The following is a 7332-nucleotide window of genomic DNA, read 5'->3' as shown; positions in this document are numbered from 1 at the left end:
GCTGACCACGGCGTTGCTGTTCTGCTCGGTCTTGTCGGCGCTGCCGTGACCGATCGCCACGTCGATACCGACGTTCGGCTGGCCGAGCTTGCTCAGGGCTTCCTTGTCCGGCACCTTGCCGTTAAGCGCATCCTTGACCGCACCGGCAATCGGGCGGGCGATGTCCTTGTACTCGACGTTGGCGCCGATGTCCGCCGACCAGTTGCTCTGGTTGTGCGTGCTGCTTTCGGTGTTGCTGGCAGCGCGGTTGTCGATCTCGTTGGCCGCGACGTTCAGACCGTTGTCAGCCTTGACCTGCGCGCCTTCGGTCAGCAGCTTGTCGGCGTTGATGTTCAGGCTGCCGCTGCTCTGCACGTTGCTGGTTTGCGCGGTGGTTTTGCTGCTGCTGTCTTGCGTGATGCTGTGGGCGAAATCGACGCCACTGCCGGCGCGGTCGAGGCCGCCGGTGTAGTAGAAACCACCGCCGGTGCTGGAGCTGTCGGATGAGTTTTTGTGGCTGTCCTGTTCGGCCAGCAACGACACATTCTTGCCGCTCAGCGTGGTGTCGCCCGCCGTGGATTTGACCTCACCGCCCTTGATCGTCAGATCGCCGCCGGCTTTCACTTGCACATTGGCGCCGCTGAGGCTGGCGCCTTGCTGGGTGACGTCGTTGCGAGTGACCGTTTGCTGTTTGTCTTCGTAGTGCACCCCGGCGCGATACTGCTCCGGCGTTTGCTCCTTGGCGTAGGCATCGAAGCCACGGGTCTCGGTGGTCGAGCTGCTGTCGTGGCTGTTCTGCGTGGAATGCACGTTCACATCACCTGCTGCGTCCGCCGTCAGCGCGCCGCCAGCCTTGACCGTGGAGCCGGCCACTTCGATGTCCTGGGCGCTTTTAAGCTTGAGGTTGCTGTCGGAAACCAGCTCGCTGCGCACCGTGGTGCTGTCCTTGGCGTTCTGCCGCGACTCGTCCTTGGTGATGCCGAAGAACTTGCTGTCCTTGTCGTGGTTGTTGCTGTGCGAGGTGTCCTGCACACCGTCGATCACCAGTGAACCCTGATCGCTGATCACGCTGGCCTCGGTGCCGCCACGCACCTGGCTGCCGCTGATGCGTACGTCGTCAGCCTTGACGAGCAGTTTGCCGGCCGCGTTGATTTTGCTGCCCTGATGCCGGGTCTGGCCCTTGTCGCCGTCACCGGTCTTGCCGAAGAATCCGCCGCCAACCAGATCGCCGGAGTAACTGTTGTTATTGCTGCGACTGGTGCGCGTGGCCGTGGTGACGTCCACTTGCTTGCCCGCCAGTTTCACATCGCCGGCGCTGTTCAACTCGGCGCCTTCGGCGCGCAACAACGCGGCGGTCTGCAGAGCGATATTGCCGCCCTTCAACTGACTGCCGAGACTGCGCTGCTCTTCGCTGCTGTTGTTCCAGTCGGCCTTCCACAGATGCTTCCTATGGTTGCCCTGATCGGTCTGGGTGTGGCTTTCAGTGGCTGCGCTCAGACGCAGATCACCGCCGCTCTGCACCTCAAGATTGTTCGCCGCTGTGACCTTGGCGGCTTTGAGTTCGGTGCCTTTGCCGGAGCTCAGCCTGGCGTCACGGCTGGCGACGATCTGGCTGCCGTGCTGGCGAGTTTCACTGTCGGTCTGGGTGCGGTCGTAGGTTTCCCAGGTGATGCCGATGGTGCTGTTGCTCCAGTTTTCCCGCGTCTGCTGGAGCTTGCGGCTTTCGACGGTGCTCAGGGTCAGGTTGCGTTTGGCATTGGCGCTGACGTCGCGACCACTGACATCGGTGGCGGCCAGCGTCAGGTCGTTGCCGCTGTGCAGGCCGACATCGCCCTGACTGCTGCGAATGCCGGCACGGGTCACTTCGAGGCTGTTGGGGATGGCTTCGCCGCTGACGCTGAGGTCGCCGGCGGAACGGATCTGCACGCCGTCACGCCCGGCCACTTGCACCGCACCCACGCGCACGCCCGCACCTTCGGCAGTACTGACGATGTTGATGCGCCCGGCCTGCATCGCGCCGAACAGGCTGGCGTCGATACGTTGATCGGCGGTGGTGCCCGCCGGGTCCACAGTTTTCACCTGACCGCTGGCGTAATCCACCTGATTGCGTCCGACCGTGAGGTTCAGCTGATCGCGGGCATCGATGCGGCCCTGGCTGTCGATACGCGGCGCGATCAGGTTGATCGAGCCTTCAGCGTTGCGCAGACCACCACTCTGGATCTGCAACTGACCGCTGGCGTCACGGGTGTTCAGCGCCTGCAATTTGCCGTCGTTCAACTCCGGACGACCGACGACGAGATTGGCGTTCGGCGTGTTGATGAAACTGCCGCCGTTCACCGAAATGCCGTTGGGGTTGGCCAGCACGTAATCGGCGGCGCGGCCGAAAATTTCCTGGGCGCCATTGATCGCCGAAGGATTGCGGCTGATCACCTCGTTGAGGATCACGCTCGCCGCCTGCCCCTGCAGTTGCGGGTTGGCCGCCAGTTGCCCGGCGAGCTGCGATTGCCCGGCCTGCAAGGCGTTGTTCAGCACCAGGCCCTGACGGTCGACGTTGTAGTCGAGGAACTGGTTGTGCGAAAGGCCCGAGCCGTTGGGCGCAACGATATTGACGATGGGCACGCCGCCCTGGGTCTGCAATTGCGCGGTGCCGCCGGGGCCGGGCGCGACCACCACACCACCGGCGATGGCGTTGGGCAGGTGCACGGCGAAGAACAGGCTGGCGATCGCCCAGCGCAGTTTGCCCCGAGGAGAAAGATGGAATGCAAAGGTGTGTGCTGGCATAAAAACGTCTCCATGTAAGTACGGCATCACGGCGCGCGATTTGGTCTTGGCCGTGGCTGTCGCGCTCAGATCCGACGGCTGTCTGTTCACTGCTTGATGAGTTTCGGTGCTGCTCATATCTGCAACCCCACGCGCATCAGCCAGGTCTCTGGCTCGTGCTGCAAACCGTTGGGGGTGTTGAGGGCGCGTTGGTAATCGACGTCCACTTGCAGATTCTTCCAGCCCAGATTCAGCCCGACGCTGGCGCCGCTCAGGCGTTGGCCTTGAGCGCCGTGGTCGGCCTTGAGCCAGCCGTTGTCCAGGGCCACACGCGGGGTGATCTGCACAGGCCAATCGCTGCGCAGCGGCAGACGCAAGGTGTTGCGCCAGATCGCGCCGCTGGCACCGGATGCACTGCTGACCCGATAACCGCGCACCGCCGAATCGTCGGTGCCGAGCAGTTGCTCGATGGCCGGCAACGGGTCGGGGCTGTATTGCAGATTGAGCTGGCTTTGCCACTGCCACGCTTGCGCGCCGAACTGGCCGTTGCGCCACTGGCTGAGGCCAGCGCGGTACTTGCGAAACTGCGCTTTGGGCAGGTTGCTGACCGCGTGGTTGGCGTCGTCATCGGCGCCCAGCCAGCGCAGGCCTTGCGAATAGGTGAAGTCGAGGTTCCACACCGCGCGGTCGAGCCAGAACAGATTGAGCCCGGCTTCTGCCACGGTCAGGGTCGGGCTTTGAATGCCCAGGCGGACATTCTCCAGATAGCTGTCGACGTCCTTGTGCGCCAATTGCAGGTTGGCGCTGAGCTGGCGGCTCTGGTCGCGCCACACCACGCGGTCGGCGCGCAGGCTCAGTTGATCGGTGATGCCGGTGCTGTACAACGTCGCGCTGGGCAGTTTGAACGGCGCGCGGTATTCGGCGTGGCTGGCGAACACGCTGTAGGTCCAGTAGCCGTAGGGAATCGCGTAATACAGGCTGGCGTTGCGGTTGTAGCGGTCGCCCTGATTCAACGTGTCGCTGGCACTGAGGCTCAACAGATCGTTGAGTTGCAGCGGGCTGTCGAAGCTCAGGCTGACGGTATCGCGATCTCGCCCGGTGCTGGCGCTGCCGAGGTTGTCCATGCCCAGGCCCAACGCCCAGCGCGACTGCCCGGCCGTGCGCGAACGCAGGATGATTCGCGACGCGCCCGGCTGGCTGCCGGGGGCGATGTCGGCGGTCAGGTCAATCGAACGCAAGCGGTTCAACTGATCCAGCCCCTGCTCGAGATCGCGCAGGTTCAGCGGCTGGCCGAGCATGTGCGGGAACGCGCCACCGAGCGACACCGGCAGGCTCTGGTCGGCCAACTCGATGGACTCGATGTAGCCCTCGTCCACCATGATGTCCAGCGACTGCCCTGCCGCTGGTGCGCTCAACAGATACGGGCGGCTGGCGATGTAGCCTTGCTCGACGTAGATCGCGGTGATGGTCGCCAGCAGATGATTGATCTGGCCGACACCCATGCACGGCGCCAGCAGCGGTTTGATCCGCACGTTGAGTTTGTCACTGTCGATCAGGGTGACACCACCAATGCGCGTGCCACTTAGCGGCCAGCAGCGCTCATCAGGCGTGACGGTTTGCGGCATCGCCGGGGTGACCGGCGCCGGGCCGAACGCACCGCGCTCCAGTTGGCGCTTGCGTTGTTCCAGTTGCAGTTGTTGCAGATCGCGCTGTTGCTGTTGCTGCTGGCGCAACACTTCCTGGCCCGGCGCAACCGGGTCAGCCGCTTGAATCGAGGACGCACACACACTCAACACAATGGCCGACAACAGCAGGCAACCCGTGGAACTACGACGAAAAACAGCGCGAAGCGAATACGGCACGCAACATCCTTGCAATCATAAAATGGCGTAATGCCACCCCATCAATGCGAGTGATAGTCAGAGCCTTCCTACGCAAATGCAAGACGCTTCCTACGCTGCTTACATTTCTTAAACAATTGATTTATCAGCCTTGATCGTCAGCAGCAAAGCCACGCCGTTGCACGCTATCAGGGTTTCCCCGAGAGCCTGGGTCCAACCGGCGAGCATCAGTCCCGCGCCGATCAGCAGGTAATAAATCAACCCCAGGAGTGCCCCGGCGGTGCCCAATCGGTCGCTGTAATTAGCCAATGCCGAGCCGAGAATATTCGGAATCGCCATGCCGAAGGCCAGTACCACCAGCAACATTGCCAGCACGAACGCGCCACTGTCCTGCATCAGCCACACACCCAGACCGCCGAGCAAGCCGATGACTGCGGCGAGGCGAATCAGTTGCAGCGCGTGACAACCGCGGCGCAGCGAGCGCTGGTTGAGCCATGCTCCAAACCCTGAGCCCAACGCCAGAATTACGCCGCTGTAGCCGAATGCAGCGCCACTCAAGCCAAGCCGTTCGAACAGGAACGGGCCGAGGCTGTAATAGCTGAACAGCGCCACGTTGAACAGGGCGATCCACAGTGCCGAACGCCAGATACCTAGATCACCGAGCATGCGCGCGAGTGTTTCCAGCAGCCCCGCCGAGGCCAGTTCGGTCGTGCGGGTTTCGGGTAAAGCGCACCAACTCCATGACCACAGCGCCACGGCGATCAGCAGCAATGCCGCGAGCACTCCGCGATAACCGAAATCCTCCACCAACCCTGCGCCGCTGAACAAGCCAAGCGCCGGGCTGGCCGCCAGCGCCATGCCCACCAGCGAAAACACCTGTGCCAGTTCCGCGCCTTGAAAGCGGTCGCGCAACAGCGTCTGGGTGACCACCGAGCCGACCGCCGCGCCAAATGCCGCCAACGCCTGGGCCATCAACAATGTGTTGAAACTGTGCGCACTCAAGCCGATGACGCAGGCCAGCGCGTAGAGGGCCAGACCAGCAAGCATTGATGGACGCCGGCCGATGCGGTCACACACTCGCCCCCACGTCACCACGCCAAAGGCAAACGCCAGGAAATACACCGACAAGGTCTGCGCAGCCACCTGCGGCCCGACGTCGAACGCTCGACCGATGTCGCCGAGCGCCGGGCTGTAGAGGGTCTGGGCGATCTGCGGAAACATCAGCAGGGCAATCGCCAGCAGCAATAAATGTCGGTTGTTCATAATGTTGACTCCTCATGTGAAAACGCCGAGGAGTTTAAAAAGTCCGGGCTGACGTATTATCCGAGCCTTGCCAATTTATCGTTGAAATCGGACAAACCATGGCCTGGCTCGACGCCCACGCATCCTTCGACCCTGATCACTTCAGCGCGCCGGTCATCGGCATCGCCTCCACCCTCGGCGATCACGACTCCGGCCTGCACAGCCATCAGCGCGGGCAACTGCTTTACACCCGGCAAGGCTGCACACGCATCACCCTCGCCCAGCAGTTGTGCCTGCTGCCGCCGTCGCGGGCGGCGTGGATTCCCGGCGGTATCAGCCATCGTGCGGTGATGCAGCACAGCGTCGATTACCGCTCGATCTGGCTCGTGCCCGAGCTGTGCCGCGACCTGCCGCAGCAGGTGTGCGTGATTGAAGTCAGCCCCTTGTTGCGAGCGGTGCTGGAGCCAATGGCTCAGGCTGATTTCGACAGCGACTGGCAGCACGGCAGACTGGTTCATCTGCTGGGCCTGTGCCTGAGCGAAATTCGGGAGGCCGCTCAGCAACCGATGCTGCTGCCCTTGCCCCTGGACAAACGCCTGGCTCCGTTGCTGTCGACACCCGAGCAACTGCCGCCGGAACTGCAGGCGCTGGAGCAGCAGATCGGCGCCAGCAGCCGTACCATCGGGCGGATCTTCCAGCGTGAAACCGGCATGAGCTACCAACAATGGCGCCAGCAGTGGCGGCTGATGCGCGCCATGGAATTGCTCGCCACCGGGCGCAGCCTCAGTTACTGCGGCTACGCACTGGGCTTCGCCAGCGACAGCGCGTTCATCGCTTTCTTCAAATCCATGAGCGGCACCACGCCCGGCCAGTGGCTCAAATAGGCAACTGACGATCGGCATAAAAATTCAATTGCCACAAAATATTACTCGCGTCATATTACAGCCGTAATAACGACTTGATTTGCGCAGGTATTACGCCATGACCAGCATGCCCACCCTAGAGCCCGACCTGTCTGCTGCGCTCCCCACCGCCAAACCGCCGCTGCGCAAACGCCTGTTGCTGCCCGGCGTGGGCCTGATTGCTCTGCTGGTTGCCGGGGCCTATGCCGCGCACTGGTGGGGCACCGGGCGATTTCTGGAAGAGACCGACGATGCCTACATTGGTGGCGACGTCACGGTGATCGGGCCAAAAGTCGCCGGCTATATCGAAGAAGTGCTGGTCAGCGACAACCAACCGGTGAAGGCCGGCGACGTGCTGATCCGCCTCGACGCGCGGGACTACCGCGCCAACCTCGCCAAAGCCGAAGGCGCAGTCGCCGCCGAAGAAGCGCTGTTGGCCAACCTCGACGCCACCGAACAGCTGCAACAAGCGGTGATCGGCCAGGCCCGCGCCGGCATCGATGCCGCCGGAGCCGAAACCGCCCGCTCGCGGGACGACAACGCGCGCTACAAAAGGCTGGTGAGCACCAATGCCGTGTCGGTGGAAAGCGCCCAGCGTGCCGACGCGA

The 7332-nt window shown here is 63.0% G+C and carries 5 protein-coding genes; 2 read left to right on the top strand and 3 right to left on the bottom strand.

Annotated elements, in window-relative coordinates; translation table 11 throughout:
• From DBR18_RS01790 to DBR18_RS01780, 3 genes are all read right to left on the bottom strand, one after another.
• On the bottom strand, nt 1-2760 hold a 2760-nt coding region (locus tag DBR18_RS01790; protein ID WP_146188722.1), incomplete at its 3' end, for a hemagglutinin repeat-containing protein.
• Between the two features lie 113 nt (nt 2761-2873).
• Nucleotides 2874-4601: a ShlB/FhaC/HecB family hemolysin secretion/activation protein gene (locus tag DBR18_RS01785; RefSeq protein ID WP_108589038.1), complete on the bottom strand. Its 1728-nt coding sequence runs from the start codon at nt 4599-4601 to the stop codon at nt 2874-2876.
• A gap of 108 nt (nt 4602-4709) precedes the next feature.
• On the bottom strand, nt 4710-5843 hold the full coding sequence (locus DBR18_RS01780; protein ID WP_108589037.1) for an MFS transporter: 1134 nt from the start codon (nt 5841-5843) through the stop codon (nt 4710-4712).
• Nucleotides 5844-5941: 98 nt separating this feature from the next.
• On the opposite strand from DBR18_RS01780, the gene DBR18_RS01775 reads away from it, so the two are divergent.
• Together DBR18_RS01775 and DBR18_RS28625 are read left to right on the top strand one after the other, a co-directional pair.
• Nucleotides 5942-6706 carry a helix-turn-helix transcriptional regulator gene (locus DBR18_RS01775; RefSeq protein ID WP_108589036.1) on the top strand — a complete coding sequence of 255 codons (765 nt, stop codon included), beginning with the start codon at nt 5942-5944 and terminating at the stop codon, nt 6704-6706.
• A 97-nt stretch (nt 6707-6803) separates the two neighbouring features.
• Nucleotides 6804-7332 (top strand): HlyD family secretion protein (locus DBR18_RS28625; RefSeq protein WP_256588497.1); only part of this gene is annotated, 529 nt, incomplete at its 3' end.

It is taken from the genome of Pseudomonas sp. HMWF021, assembly GCF_003061005.1.
Taxonomy (GTDB): domain Bacteria; phylum Pseudomonadota; class Gammaproteobacteria; order Pseudomonadales; family Pseudomonadaceae; genus Aquipseudomonas.
Note: the sequence above shows the minus strand (reverse complement) of the source record. Positions and strands in the feature narration are given on the sequence as shown.

Bases quoted from the DNA above. Each gene is read 5' to 3' on its own strand.
- DBR18_RS01780 (WP_108589037.1), bottom strand. From the start codon at position 5,843: ATGAACAACCGACATTTATTGCTGCTGGCGATTGCCCTGCTGATGTTT.
- DBR18_RS01775 (WP_108589036.1), top strand. From the start codon at position 5,942: ATGGCCTGGCTCGACGCCCACGCATCCTTCGACCCTGATCACTTCAGC.